At 69.1% G+C, this 24,770-nt stretch carries 23 protein-coding genes; 4 read left to right on the top strand and 19 right to left on the bottom strand.

What is annotated here, in order from left to right; genetic code table 11:
• Positions 1 to 81: 81 nt before the first annotated feature.
• Positions 82 to 792 carry a lysophospholipid acyltransferase family protein gene (locus DT073_RS07670; RefSeq protein WP_124294413.1) on the top strand — a complete coding sequence of 237 codons (711 nt, stop codon included), beginning with the start codon at positions 82 to 84 and terminating at the stop codon, positions 790 to 792.
• Here the strand turns inward: DT073_RS07670 and DT073_RS07665 are convergent.
• Positions 761 to 1,276: an OsmC family protein gene (locus DT073_RS07665; protein ID WP_124292852.1), complete on the bottom strand. Its 516-nt coding sequence runs from the start codon at positions 1,274 to 1,276 to the stop codon at positions 761 to 763. The genes DT073_RS07670 and DT073_RS07665 overlap by 32 nt on opposite strands.
• A 59-nt stretch (positions 1,277 to 1,335) precedes the next feature.
• Here DT073_RS07665 and DT073_RS07660 point away from each other — a divergent pair, with 59 nt between their 5' ends.
• Together DT073_RS07660 and ald are read left to right on the top strand one after the other, a co-directional pair.
• A complete protein-coding gene (locus tag DT073_RS07660) occupies positions 1,336 to 2,325 on the top strand; it encodes an asparaginase (protein ID WP_124292851.1) in 990 nt (329 codons plus the stop codon).
• 32 nt (positions 2,326 to 2,357) lie between these two features.
• The gene (ald, locus tag DT073_RS07655) at positions 2,358 to 3,473 is read left to right on the top strand and encodes an alanine dehydrogenase (protein WP_124292850.1); all 1,116 of its coding nucleotides are present in this window, start codon (positions 2,358 to 2,360) and stop codon (positions 3,471 to 3,473) included.
• Positions 3,474 to 3,482: 9 nt separating this feature from the next.
• On the opposite strand, the gene DT073_RS07650 is transcribed toward ald, so the two are convergent.
• From DT073_RS07650 to DT073_RS15835, 7 genes are all read right to left on the bottom strand, one after another.
• Complete coding sequence (locus tag DT073_RS07650; protein WP_124292849.1) at positions 3,483 to 5,024, bottom strand: APC family permease; 1,542 nt, start codon at positions 5,022 to 5,024, stop codon at positions 3,483 to 3,485.
• Positions 5,025 to 5,056: 32 nt separating this feature from the next.
• On the bottom strand, positions 5,057 to 7,987 hold the full coding sequence (locus DT073_RS07645) for an FtsK/SpoIIIE domain-containing protein (protein WP_124292848.1): 2,931 nt from the start codon (positions 7,985 to 7,987) through the stop codon (positions 5,057 to 5,059).
• Positions 7,988 to 8,054: 67 nt separating this feature from the next.
• Positions 8,055 to 8,873, bottom strand: a complete 819-nt coding sequence (locus DT073_RS07640; RefSeq protein ID WP_124292847.1) for a PP2C family protein-serine/threonine phosphatase — start codon at positions 8,871 to 8,873, stop codon at positions 8,055 to 8,057.
• Positions 8,874 to 8,941: 68 nt separating this feature from the next.
• Complete coding sequence (locus DT073_RS07635; protein WP_124292846.1) at positions 8,942 to 10,927, bottom strand: ABC transporter ATP-binding protein; 1,986 nt, start codon at positions 10,925 to 10,927, stop codon at positions 8,942 to 8,944.
• Positions 10,924 to 12,654, bottom strand: coding sequence for an ABC transporter ATP-binding protein (locus DT073_RS07630; protein ID WP_124294412.1), 1,731 nt, complete (start codon positions 12,652 to 12,654; stop codon positions 10,924 to 10,926). The genes DT073_RS07635 and DT073_RS07630 overlap by 4 nt, the downstream gene beginning before the upstream one ends.
• 117 nt (positions 12,655 to 12,771) lie before the next feature.
• On the bottom strand, positions 12,772 to 13,755 hold the full coding sequence (locus DT073_RS07625) for an aldo/keto reductase (RefSeq protein ID WP_124292845.1): 984 nt from the start codon (positions 13,753 to 13,755) through the stop codon (positions 12,772 to 12,774).
• A gap of 68 nt (positions 13,756 to 13,823) precedes the next feature.
• A complete protein-coding gene (locus tag DT073_RS15835) occupies positions 13,824 to 14,582 on the bottom strand; it encodes a large exoprotein (protein WP_164478167.1) in 759 nt (252 codons plus the stop codon).
• Between the two features lie 166 nt (positions 14,583 to 14,748).
• Here DT073_RS15835 and DT073_RS07615 point away from each other — a divergent pair, with 166 nt between their 5' ends.
• Complete coding sequence (locus DT073_RS07615) at positions 14,749 to 15,213, top strand: DUF4282 domain-containing protein (RefSeq protein WP_124292844.1); 465 nt, start codon at positions 14,749 to 14,751, stop codon at positions 15,211 to 15,213.
• Positions 15,214 to 15,219: 6 nt separating this feature from the next.
• Here DT073_RS07615 and DT073_RS07610 read toward each other — a convergent pair whose 3' ends face one another.
• The 11 genes from DT073_RS07610 to DT073_RS07560 all read right to left on the bottom strand — a co-directional run bounded on the left by DT073_RS07610 (position 15,220) and on the right by DT073_RS07560 (position 24,760).
• A complete protein-coding gene (locus DT073_RS07610; protein ID WP_124292843.1) occupies positions 15,220 to 15,972 on the bottom strand; it encodes a YaaA family protein in 753 nt (250 codons plus the stop codon).
• Between the two features lie 116 nt (positions 15,973 to 16,088).
• On the bottom strand, positions 16,089 to 16,349 hold the full coding sequence (locus DT073_RS07605; RefSeq protein WP_124292842.1) for a F0F1 ATP synthase subunit epsilon: 261 nt from the start codon (positions 16,347 to 16,349) through the stop codon (positions 16,089 to 16,091).
• A 2-nt stretch (positions 16,350 to 16,351) separates the two neighbouring features.
• Positions 16,352 to 17,815 (bottom strand): F0F1 ATP synthase subunit beta, encoded by a 1,464-nt coding sequence (gene atpD / locus DT073_RS07600; protein WP_124292841.1) that lies wholly within the window; start codon positions 17,813 to 17,815, stop codon positions 16,352 to 16,354.
• Between the two features lie 23 nt (positions 17,816 to 17,838).
• Complete coding sequence (locus tag DT073_RS07595; RefSeq protein ID WP_124292840.1) at positions 17,839 to 18,735, bottom strand: F0F1 ATP synthase subunit gamma; 897 nt, start codon at positions 18,733 to 18,735, stop codon at positions 17,839 to 17,841.
• A gap of 19 nt (positions 18,736 to 18,754) precedes the next feature.
• On the bottom strand, positions 18,755 to 20,392 hold the full coding sequence (gene atpA / locus DT073_RS07590; protein ID WP_124292839.1) for a F0F1 ATP synthase subunit alpha: 1,638 nt from the start codon (positions 20,390 to 20,392) through the stop codon (positions 18,755 to 18,757).
• Between the two features lie 84 nt (positions 20,393 to 20,476).
• Positions 20,477 to 21,268, bottom strand: coding sequence for a F0F1 ATP synthase subunit delta (locus tag DT073_RS07585; protein ID WP_124292838.1), 792 nt, complete (start codon positions 21,266 to 21,268; stop codon positions 20,477 to 20,479).
• Complete coding sequence (locus tag DT073_RS07580) at positions 21,268 to 21,846, bottom strand: F0F1 ATP synthase subunit B (RefSeq protein WP_124292837.1); 579 nt, start codon at positions 21,844 to 21,846, stop codon at positions 21,268 to 21,270. The genes DT073_RS07585 and DT073_RS07580 overlap by 1 nt, the downstream gene beginning before the upstream one ends.
• A 28-nt stretch (positions 21,847 to 21,874) precedes the next feature.
• The gene (gene atpE / locus DT073_RS07575) at positions 21,875 to 22,111 is read right to left on the bottom strand and encodes an ATP synthase F0 subunit C (protein WP_124292836.1); all 237 of its coding nucleotides are present in this window, start codon (positions 22,109 to 22,111) and stop codon (positions 21,875 to 21,877) included.
• A 46-nt stretch (positions 22,112 to 22,157) separates the two neighbouring features.
• Positions 22,158 to 22,952 (bottom strand): F0F1 ATP synthase subunit A, encoded by a 795-nt coding sequence (gene atpB, locus DT073_RS07570; RefSeq protein ID WP_179559124.1) that lies wholly within the window; start codon positions 22,950 to 22,952, stop codon positions 22,158 to 22,160.
• Positions 22,953 to 23,087: 135 nt separating this feature from the next.
• Positions 23,088 to 23,603, bottom strand: coding sequence for a Cg1360 family ATP-synthase-associated protein (locus DT073_RS07565; RefSeq protein WP_235014696.1), 516 nt, complete (start codon positions 23,601 to 23,603; stop codon positions 23,088 to 23,090).
• Entirely contained in the window at positions 23,600 to 24,760 is a 1,161-nt protein-coding gene (locus tag DT073_RS07560) for an MraY family glycosyltransferase (RefSeq protein ID WP_124292834.1), read from the bottom strand. Before DT073_RS07560 ends, DT073_RS07565 begins: the two co-directional genes overlap by 4 nt.
• Positions 24,761 to 24,770: the final 10 nt, after the last annotated feature.

Raw genomic sequence — 24,770 nt, 5'->3', positions numbered from 1 at the left:
GAGTACCCTCGTCTGGTGACGTCCGAGGCAGCCAGCGATCTCCCCCCAGGGGCCCCCGACGCCTCTTCGCACTCCATCGGCATGACCTATGCACTGGGGCGGATGGTGATCGCTCCGCTGGGGAGGCTGATCTACCGCCCGAAGGTCGAGGGCAAAGGCAACGTCCCCCGCCAGGGACCGGTCATCTTCGCCAGCAATCACCTGTCGTTCATCGACTCGATCGCCATCCCGGTCGCCGCTCCCCGCCCGGTGCACTTCCTGGCCAAGGCCAGCTACTTCGAGGGCTCGGGGATGAAGGGCTGGATGTCGCGGGAGTTCTTCCGGGCGATCGGCGCCATCCCCGTCCAGCGCGGGGCGGGCCAGGCGGCGCTCGACGCCCTCGAGCAGCAGCGCATGCTGCTCGCGGAGGGGCGCGCGGTCGCACTGTACCCCGAGGGCACGCGTTCGCTCGACGGACGGCTCTACAAGGGTCGCACCGGTGTCGCCTTCCTGGCGTTGGAGACCGGCGCTCCCGTGGTGCCGGTGGGTCTCATCGGCACCGATCGCGTGATGCCGGTGGGGGCTAAGCGTCCCTCGCTCTCCGAGCGCATCACCGTGCGGTTCGGCGCACCCCTGGACCTGTCGCACCACGGCGCGGCGTCTTCGGGGCGTGCGCGCCGAGGGGCGACCGACGAGATCATGGCGGCGATCCACGCCCTCAGCGAGCAGGAGCTCGCCGGCGTCTACAACGAGGTTCCGGCTCAGAATCCGATCGAGCGCATCAAGCAGGTTCTTCCGCACGAGCGCCTCTAGCTCGCACCGTGGCGTCGGCCACCAGGATGGTCGGCTCGTGGCGCACCGGGAAGTTGACCGAGTTGGCGATGAAGCACAGGGCATGCGCCTTCTCGTGCGCCGCGACCGCGGCATCCCTCATCTCCTCGGACGCGACGGTGACGCGCGGGTGCAGCACCACCTCGCGAAACGCTCCGCTGCCCGCACCGTCTTCGACCATGAGACCGGTCGCCTCGTCGTCGTAGTCGACCACGACGACCCCGGCCATGACGCACGCGTGCAGGTAGGACAGCAGATGGCACTCGCTGAGCGCGGCGAGAAGGAGGTCCTCGGGGTTCCATCGCGCCGGATCTCCGCGGAACGGCTTGTCGGCCGAGGCCAGCAGCGTGGGCTTGCCGTCGACCTCGATGGTGACCGAACGGTCGTAATCCCGGTATCCGCTGGTTCCGCTCCCCCGGTTGCCGGTCCACGTCGCGCGCAGCGCGTATCGATGCTCACCCCACATGGCCCCAGTCTCGCACGAGGGATCCGGGAGCCTCCGGGGTCGAGGGTAGGCTGACGGGCGTGCCGCAGACCATCGCCGCCGCAGAGGCCGTCGAGCTCGCCGTCGTCGAACGCAGTGGGTTCGTGGAGTCCCGTCACAGCGGAGTCGCCGTGGTGCTCGACGCCGACGGCGTGGTCTCGGAGCGTCTCGGCGCCGTCGAGGCGCTGATCCTCCCGCGCTCCAGCCTCAAGCCTCTTCAGGCGCTGGCCCTCCTCACAGCGGGAGCCGACCTCGCCGGCGAGGAGCTGGGTCTTTCCACCGCGAGCCACACCGGCACCGACCGGCACGTGGCGGTCGTCCGCGGCATCCTGGATCGTGCCGGCCTCGACGAACGCACGCTCGGCTGCCCTCCGGCCTGGCCGTCCGACCAGCCCACCCGCGACGCGCTCGTCCGCGCCGGCGGCGAGCCCACCCGCGAGCGGATGAACTGCTCGGGCAAGCACGCCGCGATGCTCCTGACCGCAGCCGTCAACGGGTGGGACACCGCGACCTACCTCGAGCCCGAGCACCCGCTGCAGACCCGCATCCGCGAGGTGATCGAACGCCTCATCGGCGAGCGCGTCGCGGCGACCGCCGTCGACGGCTGCGGGGCGCCCGTCTACGCCGTCACGCTGCTCGGCCTCGCCCGCGCTGTCCACCGCATCGGGGTGTCGTCCGAGCGGTCGCCGTTCGCCCTGCACCGCCAGGCCGGAACACTCGTCCGCACGGTTCGCGAGCACCCCTGGACCATCGAAGGACCCGGTCGCCCCGACACCGTCGCGATCGAGCGCCTGGGCGTCTTCGCCAAGACCGGCGCCGAGGGTGTGCTCGTGATGACCGCCCCGGGCGGCACGACCGTGGCCCTGAAGATGCTCGACGGGTCGTCGCGCGCGGCGACCGCGGTCGCCCTGCGCCTCCTCGAGCGCCACGGTGCGCTGCCGGCGGGCGACGTCGCCGCGACCCTCGCCGAGCTTCCGCTGTCGGTCACCGGCGGCGGTCGAGACGTCGGGGTGATCCGCCCCGTCATGTGACGCTTCCACCAGGAGCGGAGAGGACCGCGAAGATGAGGATCTCAGTTCCCACCGAGGTGAAGAACAACGAATACCGGGTCGCGCTGACCCCGTCCGGAGTGCACGACCTCGTCGTCGCCGGACACGAGGTCGTCGTGCAGCGAGGTGCCGGCGCGGGATCGTCGATGCCCGACGGCGAATACGACGACGCCGGGGCGGTCCTGGTCGACGACGCCGCCGAGGTGTGGGGGCGAGCGGAGCTCCTGCTGAAGGTGAAGGAGCCGATCGCCGAGGAGTACCGGTATTTCCGCGATGACCTCGTCCTCTTCACCTACCTGCACCTCGCCGCAGACCGCACGCTGACCGAGCGCCTCATCGCCGAAGGGGTCACCGCGATCGCCTACGAGACCGTGCAGCTGCCCGGGGGCGGGCTGCCGCTCCTCGCCCCGATGAGCGAGGTCGCGGGGCGCTTGGCCCCCATGGTCGGCGCGCATACGATGCTGCGCTCCGAGGGAGGACGGGGCCTGCTCATGTCGGGTGTGCCCGGCACCCGCCCCGCGCGGGTCACCGTGATCGGGGGCGGGGTCGCCGGAGCGAACGCCGCCGTCATCGCCGTCGGCCTCGGGGCGGATGTCACGGTGTTCGACACCAACATCCAACGTCTGCGCGCCCTCGACGACCATTTCCAGGGACGGGTCAAGACGGCGTCGTCGAATCCTCTCGACCTCGATCGCGCCGTGGTGGACTCCGACCTCGTCATCGGTTCGGTGCTGATCCCGGGGGCGAAGGCGCCCAAGCTCGTCAGCAACGAGATGGTGTCCCGGATGCGACCGGGCAGCGTCCTGGTCGACATCGCCGTGGATCAGGGCGGCTGCTTCGCCGACACGAGTCCGACCACCCACGCCGATCCCACGTTCGCCGTGCACGACACCGTCTTCTACTGCGTGGCGAACATGCCCGGCGCCGTGCCGAACACCTCGACCTCCGCGCTGACGAACGCGACCCTGCCCTACATCCGCCAGATCGCCGGCCGAGGATGGCGGTCGGCGCTCGCGCAGGACGCCGCGCTGGCGGCAGGCCTCAATGTCGTCGGCGGTGCCGTCACGAGCGCGGGCGTCGCCGCCGCGCACGGTCTGACGCACACACCGGTCGCCGATGTCCTCGGCTGAGGACCGGGGTCAGCTGAGCCCGCCGTCCACCGATCGCTGGTAGGCCCCCTCATCGGGCACGAGCACCGGCGTGTCGCGGTTGAGCCGCTCCCCGCGGAAGAAGGGCTTGGAGGTGGGGAAGGCGTACCAGATGAACATCAGCACCACGCCGATCGCCAGCGAACCGACGCCCACGACGAAGGTGCCGCCGATGCCGAGCAGCACGGTGTACCCGTAGTCGACGTCGTACATGTCGATCGCGGACTGGATGAACGCGTAGGTCAGCATCAGGGCTCCGAGCAGGGGCAGGATGCCGCGGTACACCAGGTTCCGCGCCGAGGTGAACAGGTCACGTCGGAAGTACCAGACGCAGGCATACCCCGTGAGGGCGTAGTAGAACGCGATCGCCAGGCCGAGCGACAGGATCGAGTCCTGCAGGATGTTGTCGCTGATCAGTGTCATCCCGATGTAGTACAGGCTCGCGACGATCCCCATGACGATCGTGGAGAACGAGGGGGTCTTGTACACGGGGTGCACCGTGCGGAATCGCTGCGGGAGCGCCTTGTACACCGCCATCGACAGGGTGCCACGCGCCGTCGGGAGGATCGTCGTCTGCGTCGACGACACCGCCGAGATCAGGACCGCGATCAGCAGGAGCGGGGCCAGCGGGCCGAGCAGGTCGTCCTTCAGCGCCAGGAAGATGTCGTCGGCGTTGGCCTCATTGCCCAGGCCCACACCCGTTGATCCGAGACCGGCGTACATCATCGCCGCCACGGTCACGCCGACGTAGGTGAAGACGAGGATGAGCGTGGTCAGGAGGGCGGCCCGGCCCGGGATGCGCTTGGGGTCCTTCGTCTCCTCGTTCAGCGCGAGACAGGTGTCCCACCCCCAGTAGATGAAGATCGCCAGGAGGATCGCCTCGGTGAACGCACTCCAGTCGGTGAACCCGAGCGGGTTGAACCACGACAGATCCAACGGCGTGGGGTTGGGGGCCGTGCCGGTGAAGAACTGCCAGAGCGCGGCGACGATGAAGACCGCCAGGAGGAGGTACTGGATGGCGAGGAGGACGTTCTGGATCCGTTCGCCGATCTCCACGCCCCGCCAGCTCACCCACGTCATCGCCGCGATGAAGAAGACACCGGTGGCGGTGACCAGCGGCACGTTGCCGGCCAGCGAGCCGTCTCCGAAAAGGGACCAGAAGTAGATGCCGGCGATCTGCGCGAGGTTCGCGAGCACGATCGTCCCGGCGACGGCCACACCCCACCCGCCGAGCCAGCCGACCCAGGGTCCGAAGGCCTTCGTGCTCCAGGTGAACGTCGTGCCGCAGTCGGGCACGGCGTTGTTGAGCTCGCGATACGCGAAGGCGATGAACAGCATCGGCACGAAGGCGATGATGAACGCGATCGGCGCCTGCGCACCGACGGCGAGCACCACGAACCCGAGGGTCGCGACCAGCGAGTACACCGGTGCCGTCGACGCCAGACCGATGACGGTCGAGCCCCACAGCCCCAGCGTCCCCGCTGCGAGTCCCTTGCCTTCGGGTCGGCCCAGGGTCACAGGGGAGGTTGCCATGCGCTGACGTTATGGCCAGCGGGCGACAGCGGTCAAGCATGCGCGGGAGTGTCGGGAAGAAGGATGCGACGGGGCTCGCCTGCTGCATGGCGCACCCAGGCCCGACCGCGCCCGGTCAGGCAGTAGGGCGGCAGGTCGCGGTCGGCCGTCAGCATCCGATACTCGGGTCCGCAGGACGCGTCGATGACCAGGTCGTGGTCCGACCGGATGAGCGCGAGTGTCCGCCAGTGCCGTTGCCACTCGTCGGGTTCGCCGACGACCACGACGCGGCCGGTTCGGCTGCCGCGCTCCACTCCGGCGTCGAAGGCCTCGAGATCGATGAGCGCGGCCCCTGCTCCCTCCCAGGCGCGCAGCGCCGCCCGCGCCTGCGGCGAGCGCCGCGTCACGAACCCCGTGAGCGCTCGGGGGTGCCAGGTCTCGGGCGGACCGGCCGGACCCGGAACCGCTGCATCCCAGGCGGTCGCCACCTGAAGGGCGATGCCGTCCATCGTTCCTCGACCCGGCACGGCACGGGCCTCGTACCCCGCCGGATCACCGCCGAGTGCGACGTGATCGGCACGCGAAGCGGTGGCGAGGAGGACGCGCCGAGGGGCCAGATCGACCAGTCGCGCCACGCCACCGGTCAGCCGCTGCGCGGTGAGCGCGACGACGGCGCCCTCGCCGCCGGCGCCACGGAGAAGATCCTCGAGCCGCTGAAGGAACTCCCCGGCATAGTCCATCGGGTAGCGCCCCACCAGCGCATCGACGTCGTCGATCAGGATGAGCCTCGGCGAGGCCGGCGCCGGACGCGGCGCCCGGACGAGATCCGCGACGAGATCCCACGCCGCCTCCGGATCGGCCGGCACCCAGGTCGCCGAATCAGGACGCTGAGCGCTGAGCGTCTGCAACGCGGTCGTCCGGCCGCTGCCGCTTCGCCCCAGGAAGACCACGCCAGGCGCGCCGCGCTCGAGCAGCGCCGGCCGCTGCCGCTGCTCGTCGGGCTCATCGAGAAGCCCCAGGACCAGGGGCGCCGCCGACCCGCCCCCGTCGGCCGGCACCGGTAGGTCGGCGAGGTCGACGCGCGCCGGCAGAGCGGGCAGCCAGGAGCGTCGCGGCGTCGGCCCCTGGGCGGAGTGACGGACGGCGGCGACGTCCTCGGCTCGGGCGAGGGCCACCCGGAACCGTCGTGGCGCGGCATCGATGCTCCTTCGCAACCAGGCGGTGCCGCGCTCGGTTCCCGCTGACACCGGACCTGCCGCGGCATCGGTCCCGAGCACCGCCCGACTGTCGGCGGCGTCGGCGACCCGCAGGCTCAGCCGCAGCGGCAGGTTCGCCCACAGTCCCTCCCGGATGACCCCCGTCGTGCGCTGCGTGCCGAGGATGAGGTGCATGCCGAGCGCCCTTCCTCGCGCTGCGAGGTCGGAGAACAGCGCCTGGAGTTCGGGATGATCAGCCAGGAGGGCCGCGAATTCGTCGACGACCACGACGAGCCGCGGCAGCCCGGCTCCGTCATCACGGATGTCACGGGCCCCCGTGCGCGCGAGCTCTGATTCCCGCCAGCGGATCTCGGCCCGGAGGCTCTCGATCGCCCGGCGCGCTCCTCCGGGATCGAGATCGGTGATGACGCCGGTGACGTGCGGAAGGCCCGCGAGGCGCTGGAACGCCGTGCCGCCCTTGAAGTCGGCGAGGAGGAAGGTGACCTCGCGGGTGGAGTAGCGGGCGCACAGGGCCAGCACCCAGGTGACGAGGAGTTCGCTCTTGCCCGACCCTGTCATCCCGGTGACGACGGCATGAGGACCGTCCTCCACGAGGTCCACCGACACCGGAGCGCGATCGCGTCCGATCGTCACCGCGAGTCCGGCGCCTGCGACGGGCGGTCGGCCGTCATCTGCCCAGAGGTCGGCCAGGAGGACAGGGCGGTCGTCCCCGCCCAGGTCTCCGAGCGATCGCGCGGCGCGGAGGGCGAGATCATCGGCGATCGATGCCGCCTGCGCCCGCCCGACCGCTTCGGGTCGGATCTCGTACGTCTCCCCACCGATGTCGGCCAGCGCACGGTCGGGACCGTCGACCCGCAGCACGACCGCGCAACCGGGCGGCGGTGGTTCTCCGGGACCGACGCGGACGATCCGGATGTCGGCGGCGTCCGTGGCATCCGCTCCCCCCACCTGGAGTGCGAGCGTGCGCCCGGCGGCGACTCGGCGATGCGGCAGCCGGGCGAACCAGACCTCATCGTCGGAGTCCGACGGGAGCAGCGAGAACGCCCCGGGCGGATGCGCCAGGCAGGCCTGTAGGACGAGTGCGCGAGCCACCGCCGCACCGACGACCGGCGGCCCGATGACGGCGATTCCGGCCTCGAGCGGCACCGCGATCGGCGCATCCTCGAGGACTGCGGCGCGACGGCGCAGTTCACCGGCACGCGGGTCGCCACGCCCGCCGGTGACCCGCACGGCGCTGGGGATGCGCCCACGGCCGACGACGACGGTGTCGCCGCGATCGTGATGGGTCCGCCAGACCTCGACGTCGGATTCCACGAGCCGCGCGACGTCGGGGTGCACACCCCACCACCGTTCGCGCTCCGCCCGGTGGCGCGACGCCACCGCACGCATCACATCGGCGCGCGTCCTCGCGCCCACGCGCTCGGCCTCGCGACGGTCCCGTCGTGCGGTGCGGGCGGCGTCGGCGATCGACGCGATGGCGATGAGGGGCCCGAGGGCGGCGAGCCACAGCGCGAGGATCGACCCGGTGACCAGCCACAGCGCACCGGCGCCGAGGATCGGGACCGTCGAGGCGACGATCGGCAGCGGAGGCCGGGGCGGACGCTCCCACCCGTCCTCGAGGCGGAGCAGTTCGTCCGGTGCCGGGTCGTCGGGCACGGGCGATGCGAGCGCAGGATCGGCCTGGGCCACCCCGACGCGGCCGGACGACCGCGCCCGCGGTGGCGACGTCGGGGGAAAGGCCGGGGGAAGCGGAGTGAACGACGACACCCACCCACCCTGGAGGCCGGGCGACCGTGAGGATCTTCGTCACGATCGATCGGTGGAGAACTCGCTCTCAGGCCGAGGCTGTGGAGGAATCGACGCCAGCCGCGGCACCGGCGGTCTTCTCGCGGAGGGACACGTTCACGACGATGATCGTGATGTTGTCGCGACCGCCGTTCTCGAGCGCCGCATCGAGCATCGCACTCACCGCTCCGGCGGGATCATCGTGCTGCGCGAGGAAGTGACGGATGCCGAAATCGGTCAGCTCTTTGGTGAGCCCGTCGGAGCACACCACGAAGCGGTCACCGTCGACGATGTCGAGACGCACGTAGTCGGGTGTCACGCTCTCGCTCGGTCCGACCGCGCGGGTGATGACGTTGCCGTAGGGGTGATTCTCGGCCTCTTCGGGGCTGAGACGCCCCGAGGCGACGAGTTCCTGCACGACCGAGTGATCGGTCGTGACCTGCACGACGTCGTCGTCGCGAAGCACGTAGACCCGCGAATCTCCGATGTTCAGCGTGACCCATGTCGCCGGCTCGGTCGTCGGATCCAGGTAGACGCCCGTCAGGGTCGTACCCGTGCCGTCGTCGGTCGTCTCCGGGTGGGAAGCGATGTCCTTCACCGCGCGGCCGAGCGCCTTCTCGATCGTCTTCGCGCTCACCGGGCCCGTCTCCACGACGGCGCGGAGCCGATCGACGGTGCTGGCGCTGGCGATCTCGCCGCCGATGTGCCCTCCCATGCCGTCGGCAACGGCGAACAGCGGGAACGAGGCGAGCACGGCATCCTGATTCACCTCGCGTCGGCGGCCGGTGTGCGTCGTGGCAGCCCAGCGGAGCGCCAACGTGGCATCCGGGAGCTCGATCACGCGGTCTCCGGAGGAGATGTCAGGCACCTGCTCTCCTCTCCTCACGTCGACTCGCATTCGCCACCGGATCGGTACGACCGCCGGCGGTGGCGTCCTCACATCCTAGTAGACACCCGCGACGACCCCGCGGACTCCCCCGCCGCGTCCGCAGCATCCGGTTCGTCCTCATCGGTCACGGCCGCGCGGAACTGCGCATCCGACAGACGACGATAGGCGCCGCCGGCCGCGAGCAACTCGTCGTGCGTCCCGCGCTCCACGATCCGGCCGTCCTCCATCACCAGGATCAGGTCCGCATCGCGGATCGTCGAAAGCCGGTGGGCGATGACGAACGCGGTGCGATCCTGCCGCAACTGCGACATCGCCCTCTGGATCAGGAGCTCGGTGCGGGTGTCGACCGACGAGGTCGCTTCGTCGAGGATGAGGATCCGCGGGTCGGCGAGGAACGCGCGGGCGATGGTGACGAGCTGGCGCTCGCCCACGCTGAGGTTCCCCGCCTCATCGTCGAGGACGGTGTCGTAGCCGTCCGGCAGGGCGTGGACGAACCGGTCGACGTATGCGGCGCGCGCCGCGGCGAGGATGGCGCCCTCGTCGGCGTCCGGCCGCCCGTAGGCGATGTTCTCGCGGATGCTGCCGGCGAAGAGCCAGGTGTCCTGGAGCACCATGCCCGTGCGGGACCGGAGGTCGTCGCGGGTCATCCGGCGGATGTCGACCCCGTCGAGGGTGATCCGACCCGAGTCGACGTCGTAGAAGCGCATGATCAGGTTCACCAGCGTGGTCTTGCCCGCCCCCGTCGGACCGACGATCGCGATCGTGCTGCCCGGTTCCACGGTGAGGTCCAGATCGTCGATGAGCGGGGTGTCGGCGCTGTACCGGAACGACACGTCTTCAAATGCCAGGCGCTTGGCCGATGCCGGCGCGGTCTCGGCCGGCTGGGGGTCGGGCGTCTGCTCGGCCTCGTCGAGCAGCTCGAACACGCGCTCGGCGCTGGCGACACCGGACTGCAGCAGATTGGCCATCGAGCCGAGTTGCGCGAGGGGCTGGGTGAACTGCCGCGAGTACTGGATGAAGGCCTGCACGCTGCCGATGGACAGAAGACCGGATGCCACCTGGATACCGCCCACGACGGCGATGGCGACGTACACGAGGTTGCCGACGAACATCATCGCGGGCTGGATGATCCCCGAGAGGAACTGCGCGCCGAAGCTCGCGCGATAGACCGCTTCGTTCTCGGCCAGGAAGTCGGCCTCCACTTCGCGCTGGTGGCCGAACACCTTCACGATCGCATGGCCGGAGAAGGTCTCCTCGACCCGTGCGTTGAGAACGCCCGTCGCCTTCCACTGCGCGACGAAGAGCTTCTGCGAGCGGCCTGCGACGACGGCGGTGATGACGAGAGTGAGCGGCACGGTGACGAGGGCGATCACCGCGAGGAGCGGGGAGATGAGGAACATCATCACGATCACCCCGATCACGGTGAGGAGCGAGATGATCACCTGCGACAGCGTCTGCTGCATCGACTGACCGATGTTGTCGACGTCGTTGGTGACCCGGCTGAGCAGCTCGCCCCGCTGCACCCGGTCGAAGTACGACAGCGGCAGGCGGTGGATCTTATCCTCCACCTGCATGCGCAGCCGGTTCATCGCCCGCTGCACGATGCCGTTGAGCAGCCGCGCCTGGAGCCAGCCGAAGATGCTGGAGAACACGTAGACGGCGAGCACGGCGAGGATGACCGCGCCGAGCGCGTCGAACGCGATGCCGGCGCCGGGGGTGAAGTCGACGGCGCGGACGAGGTCGGCCTGCTGCTGCTGCCCGGAGGCGACGAGCTCATCGACGACCTGCTGCTTGGTCGCGCCCGCCGGCGCCTGGAGGGAGAGGAACCCGGCGAACACGATGTTCGTGGCGTCACCGAGCAGTTTCGGTCCCAGCACCGACAGCCCCACGCTCAGGACGCCGAGGACGAGCACGACCACCAGCCGAGGTCTGTCCGAACTCAGGGTGCCCAGCAGACGTCGCGCGCTCGGACCGAAGCTCTTCGCCTTCACCACCGGCGCGGTCTGCATGCGCCCGTGCCCCGGCCCGCTCATGCCGCCTCCACCGAGAGCTGCGACTCGACGATCTCGCGGTACGTCTGGCTGGATTCCACCAGCTCATCGTGGGTGCCGATGCCGACGACGCGGCCGTGGTCGAGGACGACGATCTGATCGGCGCTCTGGACGGTCGAGACCCGTTGGGCCACGACGATCCGCGTCGCGTGCGGAAGATGCGTGTCCAGCGCCTGTCGGAGCGCGGCATCGGTGGCGAGGTCCAGGGCCGAGAAGGCGTCATCGAAGAGATAGATCTCGGGTTTCTTCACCAGCGCCCGCGCGATCGCGAGTCGCTGACGCTGCCCACCCGAGACGTTGGTGCCGCCCTGGGCGATCGGTGCGTCGAGTTGCTCCGGCATGGCGCGGACGAAGTCGGCCGCCTGGGCGAGTTCGAGCGCGCGCCACAGCTCGGCGTCCCCGGCGTCCGGATCGCCGTAGCGCAGGTTCGAGGCCACCGTTCCCGAGAACAGGAACGCGCGCTGCGGGATCAGTCCCACCCGGCGCCACAGCTCATCGGGGTCGACGTCGCGGACATCCGTCCCGTCCACCCGCACCGATCCCGCTGTGGCGTCGAAGAGCCGCGGCACCAGGCCGATCAGGGTGGTCTTGCCCGACCCGGTCGACCCGATGACGGCGGTCGTGGTCCCGGGCGCCACCTCGAACGAGATGTCGCTGAGCACGGGATCGGCGGCGCCGGGGTAGGCGAAGGCCACCCCGTCGAAGCGCACGGCACCTCGGGCCGCCGGCGGGATGGCCGGCACGGCAGGGGGCGCCACCGAGGGGTCGGTGTCAAGCACCTCGCCGATGCGATCGGCGCAGACCGCGGCCCGGGGGATCATCACGAACATGAAGGTCGCCATCATGACGCCCATGAGGATCTGCATGATGTACGTCAGGAAGGCGAAGAGCGTGCCGATCTGCACGTCGTTCTGCTGCACCTGGAACGCGCCGAACCAGATCACGGCGACGCTCGAGACGTTCAGCACCAGCATCACCGCCGGGAACATCAGGGCCATGAGGTTGCCCGCGCGAAGGCCGGTGGCCATCACCTCCGCGCTCGCGACCGAGAATCGCGCGCGTTCTTGGGGCTCGCGGACGAAAGCGCGGATGACGCGGATTCCGCTGAGCTGCTCGCGCAGGATCTGGTTCACCCGGTCGATCCGCTTCTGCATGACGGTGAAGGCGGGCACCATGCGCCACACGATCAACCCGACGATGATGAGAAGGGCCGGGATCGACACCGCCATCAGCCATGACAGACCCACGTCCTGGCTGATGGCGAGGACGACGCCGCCGACGGCGAGGATCGGCGCCGACACCATGAGGGTCGCCGACACCTGAACCAGCATCTGCACCTGCTGGACGTCATTGGTGTTGCGGGTGATGAGCGATGCGGCTCCGAAGTGACCGACCTCGCGCTGCGAGAAGGCGACGACGCGGTGGAAGAGGTCGGCGCGCAGCTGCCGCCCCACTCCCATCGCCAGGCGGGATCCGAAGTACACGGCGATGATCGCGCAGACGATCTGCACCAGGCTGATCCCGAGCATGACGAGGCCCGTGGACCAGATGTAGGGGATGTCGCCGGTGATGACGCCGTTGTCGATGATGTCGGCGTTGAGCGTGGGCAGGAGCAGCGACGCGATCGACTGCGCCAGCTGGAACACCACCACGGCGACGATCAGCGGCCAGCCGGGCCGGAGGTAACGGGCGAGGAGCTTGCCGAGCACGGGTGTCCCTTCCACGACGCGGGCCCAGCGGGGCGCCCGCACCTTCGTGAACGCTACAGCCGTTGCGTCAGGTCAACCACCTTCTCCGGTGCGCTCTCAGCGAACCCGGTGCCGGGCTCAGGCTGCCGGGTCGTCCGGCAGGGGGAAGATCGCGTCGATCTCGGCGACATCGGCGACGGTGGGTGTCCACGCCGTCGCGGCGGCGGCGTTGGCGCGCACCTGTTCGGGGCTCGTCGCACCGGCGATGACGGAGGAGATCGACGACCGTGCCAGCAGCCATCCGAAGGTCGCCTCGAGCATGGTGATCCCCTGATCGCGGCAGAACGAGGCGTAGGCCTCGAGCGCGTCCCACGGTGCGTTCTCCCACAGGTGCGGACGCTGACGCATGATGCGGGTGTCGGAGGGCGCCTCGGTACGGGAGAACTTCCCCGTGAGAAGGCCGTTGTGGAGGGGGAAGTAGGGCAGGAAGCCCAGACCGAAGTGCTCGGCGGCGGGGAGGCGCTCCCGCTCGACACCCCGCGCGAGCAGGCTGTAGTGGTCCTGCGACGACACGAAGGGGACGGTTCCGCGGTGCTCGGCGACGAAGTGCGCCTCGGCGATCTGCCACCCGCTGAGGTTGGAATGCCCGATGTAGCGCACCTTCCCCTCCCTCACCAGGTCGTTCAGCGCGTCGAGGGTCTCTTCCATCGGCGTTCCGGGGTCGGGAGTGTGCAGCTGGTAGAGGTCGATCCAGTCGGTCTGCAGCCGGGTCAGGGAGGCGTCGACCGCACGACGGATGTAGGCGCGAGAGGCCTTGGCGCCCGCCAGCCCGTATCCCATGTCGCGGCCGGAATGACCGAATTTCGTTGCGAGCACGACCTGGTCGCGGCGCCCCGCGAGAGCCTCGCCCATGAGGCTCTCGGACTGACCGGGGTCGCCCCCGTACATGTCGGCGGTGTCGAGGAAGGTCACCCCCGCATCGATCGCGGCGTCGAGGACGGCGCGGGTGCCCTCTATGGTCTCGGTGCGGGTGCCCGGCCGGCCGAAGTTGTTGCAGCCGAGCCCGACGGCGGAGACGAGCAGACCGGATGATCCGATACGACGAAGCGGCACAGCATTCATGGCTCCACGCTACCGGCGCACGAGCGACGACAGCCCCCGGCGGCGAGGCCGGGGGCTGTCGTGGAGGGTTACGGACGCGGAGCGTCCGGTCCCGCGGGCGGCTCGTTCGCCGGCGGCGCCGCGGGCGGCGGGGTCGGGTTCGCCGGGGGCGCGGCCGCCGGCGGCGTGGCAGGAGGTGCCGGGGGCGTTGCGGGCGGCGCGGCAGCCGGCGCGGGCGGAGCCTGGTAGCCCGGCGCGGGTTCGTACCCGGCGGGCGGCGCGGCCGGGCCGCCGGACGCGGCCGTCGGGTAGCCGTAGCCGGGCGCCGCGACGGCACTCTGCTGCTGCGGGATGCCGGGCCACACCGTGGTGTCCTTGAGGAACGAGTTCGCCCACGGCGCCGGCGGGATGTTGGGGTTCCAACGGTCGGAGGAGAAGGCGAGGATGCCCAGCCAGATCAGGGTTCCGACGCCGGGAATGAGCCAGAGGAGCAGGTAGGGCCAGTCCTTTCCGAGCTTCAGCCCGACCCGCCAGCCGACGATGACGCCGACCGCGATGGCCACCAGGGACAGGATCCAGCCGATGACCGGTATCTGGCTGAGGATGGCCGAACCCACGACGGCGCCCAGCATGACCCAGGGAGAGAGGTCACCGAGTTTTGCCAGGACCAGGGTGTTGTACACCGGCACCCACGCTCGCCACTTCCCTTCGACGCCGGCCTTCTCGAAGATCTTCATGAGGAAGAAGGCGCTGATCAGATACCCCGCGAGCGCGAAGATGAGCAGGAGCGGCAGCAGGATCAGCAGGAACGCCAGCATCGCGCCGTATCCGTCGTACGTGGAATCCATGAGACCTCCAGAGTGTCCCCAGCGTGCAAGCACGGCGGGATGGTCTGCCCGCGTGGTCATGGTATCGACGCCGAGCCGCCATTGTGAGGAAATTCCCAGAAACACGGGGTCGGGCGCGTCGCGATCGGTAACGTGGCCGGGAGAGGCCACCGAAGGACGAGGATCCATGAGCACCGACACCCCTCCCCCGCTGCCCCGTCAGCCCGCCGCCGAGGCCGCCCGCGCCACCGAGCCCGCGGCGCCCGGCATCGCCGGCGTCGACGACACCGGCGTCCCGTCCGTCGGCGACAGCGACACGGCCGACATCGGGCGGGGCTTCTTCCGCGCGCTGTTCGATCTGTCGTTCCGCACTTTCATCACACGACGGTTGGCTGCCGTGTTCTACGTCGTGGGTCTGATGGCGATCGGCATCGCCTTCGTCGTCTATCTCGTGACCGGGATCGTCGAGGGCATCGGCGCTCTCTGGTTCAACCCGGGCGCAGGCATCTCGCTGATCGTGGCCACCGTCATCCTGGTCCCGCTCTTCTCGTTCCTGGCGGTGATCGCTCTCCGGTTCGTCATCGAAGCGGTCGTCGCTCTCATCGCGATCGCGGAGAACACCGAGCGCACTGCAGCGCACACGCGGCGGTAGCCGGCGTCAGACGATCAGGTCGAGCTCTGCGGAGTCGGACTCTCCGACCACCCGCAGCCCCGCGTCATCCGCCCATTGCCGGAACCCCGCGACGCTGCGGATGCGCGGTCGCTCCATGGCGAGCAGCCGGACGAGCTCGCCCTTGGCGTGCTTGTTGAAGTGGTTCAGAGCGCGCACCGTGCCGCCCGGGGCGTCGGTGACGATCCGCAGCGAGACAGCGGGGACGGAGCCGGGCACCGGTCCGAGAGCGACGTAGGCGTGGGAGCGGAGGTCGAGGATGAACGGCGGTGCCACGGTCGCGAGGGCGGCGGCGACAGGATCCGCCCAGTGCCGGGCGGGTGCCGCGAGCCCGGGGAGGCGCACACCGGCGCCCAATCGGTAGTTGGGGATGGGATCGAGCGCCCCCACGGGGCCGAACGGGGCGGAGTGGATGAGCACGTGCGTCTTCAGCCAGCGTCGCGCCGGCGCATCGAGGCTCGGAGCATCGAGGGCGTCGAAGAGCACCCCGGTGTAGCGGTCGGCCGCGGGAAGCGTCGGGGCGGTGCGCAGGAGCGCGTTGACCGCGACCTCGTCACGCTGGCGCGGTCCGAGCTTCAGCACCCGGGCGGCCTCGTCCGCATCGTCCGACAGCGTGATCAGCGCCGCGAGAACCGCCTCGCGCTGCGGCCCGAGGGAGGGCAGCGCCAGGCTGTCGAGGTCGAGCGCCCGACGGCGCCCGCCGGTCTGCTTCGTCTCGGAGGGTGGGAGGAGGATCAGCATGCGGCACCACGATGGAGGACGGTGAGGATGACACTGGCCGCCGAGGGCACGGGGTTCACCCGTGCTCTCGGCGGCCAGTTGCACTCTCGCGGGAAAGCGGAGGCGGGATCAGGCGCTCAGGAGATCAGTGCGGCGTTTCCTGCCACGACCGTGACCTCGTCGCGTTCCATCGACAGGAAGCCGTCCTGGGCGTTGGCGACGATCTTCGACCCGTCGGTGCGGGTGATGCGCACCTGGCCTTCGGCGAGGATGGCCAGCACCGGCTCGTGGCCGGCCATGAAGCCGATCTCTCCTTCGACCGTCTTGGCGACCACCAGCGAGGCCTCGCCGGACCAGACCTCCGCATCGGCGGAAACCAGGCTGACTTTGAGAGGCATGATCAGCCGTTCTCCTTCTGGATGCGCGCCCATGCCTCTTCGACGTCGGAGATGCCGCCGACGTTGAAGAACGCCTGCTCGGCGACGTGGTCGAAGTCACCCTTGACGATGGCGTCGAACGACTCGATGGTCTCCTTGATCGGGACCGTGGAGCCCTCGACACCGGTGAACTTCTTCGCCATGTACGTGTTCTGCGAGAGGAACTGCTGGATGCGACGCGCGCGGGCGACGACGACCTTGTCCTCTTCGGAGAGCTCGTCGACACCGAGGATCGCGATGATCTCCTGCAGTTCCTTGTTCTTCTGCAGGATCTGCTTCACGGCGGTCGCGACGCGGTAGTGGTCCTCACCGATGTAACGCGGGTCGAGGATGCGGCTGGTCGAGGTCAGCGGGTCGACCGCGGGGTACAGACCCTTCGACGCGATCTCGCGCGAGAGCTCGGTGGTGGCGTCGAGGTGGGCGAAGGTGGTCGCCGGCGCCGGGTCGGTGTAGTCGTCGGCGGGGACGTAGATCGCCTGGAGGGAGGTGATCGAGTGACCACGCGTCGAGGTGATGCGCTCCTGGAGCACACCCATCTCGTCGGCCAGGTTCGGCTGGTACCCCACCGCGGACGGCATGCGGCCGAGCAGCGTCGAGACCTCGGAGCCGGCCTGCGTGAAGCGGAAGATGTTGTCGATGAACAGCAGCACGTCCTGCTTCTGCACATCGCGGAAGTACTCCGCCATCGTCAGCGCCGACAGGGCCACACGAAGTCGCGTGCCCGGCGGCTCGTCCATCTGGCCGAAGACGAGGGCGGTCTTGTCGAAGACACCCGCCTCCTCCATCTCGCCGATGAGGTCATTGCCCTCGCGGGTGCGCTCACCCACGCCGGCGAACACCGACACACCACCGTGGTCTTGCGCGACACGCTGGATCATCTCCTGGATGAGGACGGTCTTGCCGACGCCCGCACCACCGAAGAGACCGATCTTCCCACCGAGCACGTACGGGGTGAGGAGGTCGATGACCTTGATGCCGGTCTCGAACATCTGGGTCTTGGACTCCAGCTGGTCGAAGTTCGGCGCCTGACGGTGGATCGGCCAGCGCTCGGTGATCTCGATGGTCTCGCCCGGGGCGCCGTTGAGCACCTCGCCGGTGACGTTGAACACGCGGCCCTTGGTGACGTCGCCGACGGGCACGGTGATCTGCTCGCCGGTGTCGCGCACCTCCTGGCCGCGGACGATGCCGTCGGTGGGCTTGAGGGCGATGGCGCGCACGAGGTCGTCACCGAGGTGCTGGGCGACCTCGAGGGTGATCTCGGACGACGAATCGCCGATGACGATGGTCGTCTTCAGCGCGTTGTAGATGTCGGGAATCGCATCGTGGGGGAACTCGATGTCGACGACCGGACCGGTGACGCGGGCGACCCGGCCGACGGCGGGCGCTGCGGCCGTCGTGGCATCCGTCTTCTCAGCGGTGAGGCTCATGGCTTCTTCTCTTTCGTGTGGGTCTATTTGCCCGACGCGAGAGCGTCGGCGCCGCCGACGATCTCGGCGATCTGCTGCGTGATCTCGGCCTGACGCGCGTTGTTGCGCAGCCGGGTGTAGTCGGTGATGAGCTTGTCTGCGTTGTCGCTGGCCGACTTCATGGCCTTCTGGGTCGCGGCGTGCTTGGCCGCCGACGACTGAAGGAGCGCATTGAAGACGCGGCTCTGGATGTAGACGGGCAGGAGCGCGTCGAGGACCGTCTCGGCGTCCGGCTCGAATTCGTAGAGCGGGTAGACCTGGGCCGACGCTTCCTCCTCGGCCTCGACGACCTCCAGGGGAAGGAGACGCACGGTCTCGGGGCTCTGCGTCATCATGCTGACGAAGCGGTTGTACACCAGGTGGATCTCATCCACCCCGCCCTGCTCTCCCCCGCGGTTGTACGCGTCGAGCAGCGTGGCCGAGATCTCCTCGGCGGTGTGGAACTGCGGGGTGTCGGTGTCACCCGTCCACTCCGCGGCGGCCTCCATGCGTCGGAACTGGAAGTACGCGACGGCCTTGCGACCGATCAGGTAGAACACCGGCTCGCGGCCCTCCGACCGCAGCAGTGCCGCCAGCTCCATGCCCTCGCGGAGGATCTGGGAGTTGAACGCACCCGCCAGCCCCCGGTCCGACGCGAAGATGACCACGGCCGAACGGCGGATGGTCGACCGTTCCTGCGTCAGGGGGTGATCGACGTTGGAGTGCGTCGCCACCGCGGACACCGCGCGGGTCACCGCGCGGGCGAAGGGTGAGGACGCGCGCACGCGCGCCATCGCCTTCTGGATCCGCGAAGCAGCGATGAGCTCCATCGCCTTCGTGATCTTCTTCGTGGTCTGAGCAGAATTGATCTTCTGCTTGTAGACCCTCAGTTGTGCGCCCATGATCCTTTACCGGTTCCGCTCAGCGACGGCCCTTGACGATCTTCTCCTGGTTGACGTCCTCAGCCTCGGCGGCCGCGACCTCGTCGCTGCCGGGACGGTTGATCGACTGTCCCTTGCCGGAGCGGAACTCCAGGATGAACTCGTCGACCTTCTTGTCCAGCTCGGCGACGGTGTCGTCGTCGAGGACGTTGGAGTCGCGGAGGCGGTCGAGGATCGTCGTGTTGCGACGCAGGTAGTCCAGCAGCTCGCGCTCGAACGGCAGCACGTCCTCGACGTCGATCGAGTCGAGCTTGCCGTTGGTGCCCGCCCAGATCGACACGACCTGTTCCTCGACCGGGTAGGGCGAGTACTGCGGCTGCTTCAGAAGCTCGGTCAGGCGCGCGCCGCGCGCCAGCTGGCGGCGGGAAGCGGCGTCGAGGTCGGAGGCGAACATCGCGAACGCCTCGAGCGAGCGGTACTGCGCGAGCTCGAGCTTCAGCGTGCCCGAGACCTTCTTGATCGACTTCACCTGGGCGTCACCGCCGACGCGGGACACCGAGATACCCACATCGACCGCCGGACGCTGGTTGGCGTTGAAGAGGTCGGACTGCAGGAAGATCTGACCGTCGGTGATCGAGATCACGTTGGTCGGGATGTACGCCGAGACGTCGTTGGCCTTGGTCTCGATGAGGGGCAGCCCCGTCATCGACCCGGCGCCGAGCTCGTCGGAGAGCTTCGCACAACGCTCCAGCAGACGCGAGTGCAGGTAGAAGACGTCGCCGGGGTAGGCCTCGCGGCCCGGGGGACGACGCAGCAGGAGCGACACGGCACGGTAGGCCTCGGCCTGCTTGGTGAGGTCGTCGAAGACGATCAGCACGTGCTTGCCGTCGTACATCCAGTGCTGACCGATGGCCGAGCCGGTGTAGGGCGCAAGGTACTTGAAGCCGGCCGGGTCGGAGGCGGGAGCGGCGACGATGGTGGTGTACTCCATCGCGCCGGCGTCCTCGAGCGCACCCTTCACCGCGGCGATGGTGGAGCCCTTCTGACCGATCGCGACGTAGATGCAGCGCACCTGCTTGGTCGGGTCGCCCGACTCCCAGTTCGCCTTCTGGTTGATGATCGTGTCGATCGCGATGGCGGTCTTGCCGGTCTGACGGTCGCCGATGATCAGCTGACGCTGACCGCGACCGATCGGGATCATCGCGTCGATGGCCTTGATGCCGGTCTGCATGGGCTCGTGCACGGACTTGCGCTGCATGACGCCGGGCGCCTGGAGCTCGAGGGCGCGGCGGCCGGTGGTGGCGACCTCGCCGAGTCCGTCGATCGGGTTGCCGAGCGGGTCGACCACGCGACCGAGGTACCCGTCGCCGACGGCGACCGAGAGCACCTCGCCGGTGCGGGTCACCTGCATGCCGGCCTCGATGCCGGAGAACTCACCGAGGACGACGACACCGATCTCGTGCTCGTCGAGGTTCAGCGCGAGTCCCTGGGTGCCGTCGGCGAACATCACCAGTTCGTTCGCCATGACGCCGGGCAGGCCCTCGACGTGGGCGATGCCGTCGGCGGCGTCGATGACCGTGCCGACCTCGGTCGCGGCAGCGCCGGTGGGTTCGTAGGCCGCGACGAAGTCCTTCAGCGCGTCACGGATGACGTCGGGGCTGATAGAGAGGTCTGTCATGATCTTCCTTCGTTCGGTGGGGCCTCACCGTCGAGTGTGACCCCGAATGCTCCGGCGCTTCCTGGGAAGCGCACGGGAAGTCTGTTAGCCGGCCAGCCGCTGGCGGAGGTCGGCGAGGCGCGACGACACACTGGCGTCGATCACGTCGTCGGCGATCTGCACGCGCAGCCCGCCGACCACGGTCGGGTCGACGACGGTGTTGATCGATACCTCGGTGCCGTAGCGGGCCGAGAGCGTCCGTGCCAGACGCTCGATCTGCGCGTCGCTGAGAGCGACGGCGGTGACGACCGTGGCGACCTTGCGGCCGCGCTGGTCGGCGACGATGCGCATCGCCCAGGTCAGGAGCTGACGCACGCGGCGCTCGCGGGGCTGCTGCACGAGGGCGTCGGCGATGACGATCGCCGATGCGCTTGCGCGGCCTGCGAGCAGGGAGGACACGAGCCGGCCCTTCGCCGCCGGGTCGCCCAGACGGCTGCCGAGCGCGAGCTCGAGCTCGCCGTTGTCGGCGACGACGCGGGAGAAAGCGAACAGGTCGGCCTCGACGTCGGCCTGCGGTTCCGCCACGGCGGCGGCACGCACCGCCAGCTCCTCGATGCCCTCCACGAGGTCGGCGGCCGACGACCAGCGCTCCGCGACCACGGCGCCCAGCAGGGTGCGCGTGATGGCCGACACCTGACGCCCGAAGACGTCGTCGACGACCTTCTGTCGGGCCGGCGCAGGCGCCGCCGCGTCGGCGAGGGCCGATGCCAGCTGCGGGGTCTGACCCACGGCACGAGCGACCCCGAAGAGCTCACGCGCCACGGCGAGGTCGGTGATCGCCGCGGCATCCAGTGCAGCGATGCCCGACACCCGGGCCTGCGTGGTCGCGCTTCCCATCAGAGGCCCTGCTTCTGACCGGTTGCGGCCTTGGCGGCCTCGTCGGCCTCGAGCTCGGCGAGGAAGCGGTCCACGACCGCCTGCGCCTTGGCGTCGTCGGAGAGGGTCTCACCGATCACACCACCGGCGAGGTCGAGGGCGAGCGTGCCCACCTCGCTCCGCAGCGACACCAGAGCCGACTGCCGCTCCGCCTCGATCTGAGCGTGCGCGGTGGCGGTGATGCGCGCGGCCTCGGAGGCTGCGGCGTCCTTCGCCTCGGCGAGGATCTTCTTGCCGTCCTCGCGGGCGGCATCGCGGATCTCGCCGGCTTCACGCCGGGCGTCGGCGAGCTGTGCGGTGTACTCCTCGAGCGCGGCCTCGGCCTTGCGCTGGGCCTCGTCGGCCTTGGCGATGTTGCCCTCGATCGCGGCAGCGCGCTCGTCGAGCAGCTTCTGCATGCGCGGCAGAACGATGCGCCAGAACACCGCCAGGATGACGATGAAGCACACCGCGGACCAGATGATGTCGTAGTACGCCGGCAGCAGCGGGTTCTGCGACTCACCCTCTTCCGCAGCGAGAGTGACAAGAGCGTTCAGCATCTCGTCTCCTTAAACGTGAGGAAGGGGATCAGGCGCCGAAGATGAAGCCGGTCGCGATGCCGATGAACGCGAGCGCCTCGGTGAACGCGATACCGATCCACATCAGGACCTGGAGGCGACCGGCCAGCTCGGGCTGACGAGCGACGCCCTCGATGGTCTTGCCGACGACGATGCCCACGCCGATGGCGGGGCCGATGGCGGCGAGGCCGTAGCCGACGGTCGCGATCGAACCGGTGACCTGGGCGAGAACCGTAGTTGCATCCACGGGTGTGTTTCCTTTCGGTTGGGTGGGTAGGCCGGAGCCTGCCCGCTCAGTGCTCTTCCGCGACCGCGAGCTGGATGTAGACCGCGGTGAGGATCGTGAAGACGTAGGCCTGCAGGAAGGCGACCAGCATCTCGAAGAGAGTGAAGGCCAGCCCGAAGGCGAGGGTGCCGACGCCGAAGGCCTTCCACAGGCCGTCGGCGGTGAAGAGGAAGAACTGCGTCGCCGAGAAGAACAGCACGAGCATGAGGTGCCCGACGATCATGTTCATCAGCAGTCGCAGCGTGAGCGTCACCGGCCGGATGATGAAGGTGGAGAGGAACTCCAGCGGCGTGACGATGATGTAGAGGAACGGCGGGACGCCCGAGGGGAAGAGCGAGTTCTTGATGAAGTTCTTCGGGCTCTTGCGGAGCCCCGCGTAGATGAAGGTCACGTACGACACGATCGCCAGCAGCAGCGGTACCGCGATGACGCTCGTTCCTGCGATGTTCAGCCCCGGGATGATCCCGGTGATGTTCATGAACAGGATCATGAAGAACATCGTGGTCAGCAGCGGCAGGAAGCGGTCGCCGTCCTTGCGCCCGAGCAGGTCGTGCGCGATGTTGACCCGGACGAAGTCCAGGCCCATCTCGACCACGCTCTGGAAGCGGGTCGGGACGATCCGCATGCGGCGCGTGCCGATGACGAAGACGAGGATGAGCACGATCGTCGCGAGCACCTGCACGAGGTTGATGCGCGTGAACTCGATCGGAAGCCCGAGGCCCTCGAGGATGTTCGGCGGGAAGAAGTCCGAGATCGAGGGCGGGTGGAACTCACCGTCGGACGACGAGGCATTCGCGATCAGGGTCGCAGCTTGAGTAGACAGCGCGGGCTCCAGCTTCGGGGCACCGGTCGAGGACCGTTGCGACGATGGTCGGTGAGAGTCGTTCCGCAGACGCGCGCAGAGCGGCGGGCGGGCGCAGTGACCACCCTATCAAACTCAGGGAGCGTCGTTTTTCCGGGTGTCCGGGTCCTTCTCGTCGTCGAGAGGCCGGTTGCGGTCCTCCTCCGGGTCCGTGGTAGGGAGCGACACGTCGCTGACGTGGGGCATGCGCATCCGGGTGAGCACGACCACGTCGATCGCGAGCGATGCCAGAACGCTCACCACCACGGCGACGAAGAAGACCGGGCCGTTCAGCCACGGCTGCCCGCGCAGGATGATCAGGGCGACGATGAAGACGATGAGCTTGAGGATCCAGCCGCCCATGACGATCCCGAAGAACACCGGCACATAGAGCGGGTCGCCGAACCAGCGGTTGGCGATGAGGATGCTGGCGCCGGTGATGCCGAGGAAGACTGCGGCCAGGATGACGCCGGACAGGGCGCTCCACACCCCGTCCGTGCCCGCCACGAGGCCGCCGATGATGGCCGCGGCGACGGCGAGCACCACGGTGACCACCCCCGACCACAGGAGGGTCGTGCGAAGGATCGGGTTGCTGGACACATCGGAGGTCATGAGGCTTCCTGGGGGACGTCGGCGGCGCTGCGGCCGCGCTGGCGAGCGGGGAGAAGGGTGACCACGAGGCAGGCGACGACGCCGACAGCACCCAGGGCGACGCCCAGGAGATAGTCTCCCGGCCATTCCTCCTGGGTGCCGACGTACATCAGCAGCACCGCGAGACTGACCACGGCGGTCCACGAATAGAAGATGAGCACCGCGTCGCGATCGCTGTGCCCCATGTCGAGCATGCGGTGGTGCAGGTGCTTTCGGTCGGGCGAGAACGGCGATTTTCCGGCACGCATGCGCCGGATGACGGCCAGGCCGAAATCGAGCAGCGGCAGCAGCACGACCACGATGGGCAGGATGATCGGGATGAAGGCACCCAGCAGCTGGGAGCGGCCGAAGCGCTCGGGGTCGAGCAGCTCGGGCGAGAGCTGCCCGGTGATCGAGATCGCCGAGCAGGCCATGAGGAGACCGAGCATCAGGGCTCCGGAATCGCCCATGAACAGCTTCGCCGGGCTCCAGTTCAGCGGCAGGAAGCCGATGCACGCTCCGATCAGCACGGCCGCGATCAGGGTGGCGAGGTTGAAGTAGGTGTTCTGCCCCGTGTCGCGGGCGAGCAGGTAGGAGTACGCGAAGAACACGACATTCGCGATGAGGCAGACTCCGGCGACCAGACCGTCCAGACCGTCGATGAAGTTGACCGCGTTCATGACGATCACGATCGACAGGACGGTGAGGAGGAAGCTCTGCCAGCCGGAGCCGATGATGAGGTCGCCGATCGGCAGTGTGTAGATCTGCAGCCCGCCGAACCACGCGATGATGCCCGCCGCGACGAACTGCGCACCGAGCTTGACCATCCAATCCAGATCGAACAGGTCGTCCGCGACCCCGACGATGACGATGAGAGCGGTCGCGACGAGGATCGCGATGACGGTGCGCGGCTCGAGCCAGACGATGGAGAAGAAGGGGTTCTGCGACGACACCAGGAAGGCGGCGACCACCCCCAGGAACATCGCCACTCCCCCGAGGCGCGGGGTGGGGGTCTTGTGCACATCGCGCTCGCGGATGCCGGGATACAGCTTGAAGCGCAGACTCAGTCGCCAGACCACCCAGGTCAGCACGAAGGTGACCGTGGCGGTGAAGAGGACCGTGAAGACGTACTGCTTCACCCTCTGCCGT

The organism is Microbacterium sp. ABRD28 (assembly GCF_003850245.1).
GTDB lineage: Bacteria > Actinomycetota > Actinomycetes > Actinomycetales > Microbacteriaceae > Microbacterium.
This window is presented reverse-complemented; position numbering and strand designations above follow the sequence as displayed.